General features: G+C 66.3%; 1 protein-coding gene. It reads right to left on the reverse strand.

The features are described from left to right. A partial coding sequence (locus tag WCL58_RS25285; protein ID WP_336851757.1) for a hypothetical protein occupies positions 1 to 368 on the reverse strand: 368 nt, incomplete at both ends.

A 368-nucleotide genomic window follows, 5' to 3' on the forward strand; every position in this document is an offset into this window, starting at 1 on the left:
CCCTGCCACAGGAAACGGGTCGTCTGTTCGGTTTTGCCCTTGTAGCGCACCGCCTTGCGGCTGCGGCGGCCCAGCGCATCGTAATGATACTGCGCCTCGAACTCGCCCTGCGGGCCGCGGCCGTGCGCCTGCACCAGCCGATTGTCGGCGTCGTAGCGGTAGTGCTGTTCGTACAGGCCGTTGCGCCGGCTGATCAGGTTGCCCCAGGCGTCGTAACGGTAAAACAGTTTTTGCCAGTGCGTCAGCCGGTTATCGGCGATCGGCGCCAGCGGCAGGTGCGCGTCGATGTCGCTCTGCGGGCTGCGCTCGCCCAGCAGGTTATCCGCCAGATCGTACACCAGCCGCGCGCCCGGTTTGCCCTGATTGGG

It is taken from the genome of Serratia sp. TMDUHS_CL, from assembly GCF_037137105.1.
Taxonomy (GTDB): domain Bacteria; phylum Pseudomonadota; class Gammaproteobacteria; order Enterobacterales; family Enterobacteriaceae; genus Serratia; species Serratia nevei.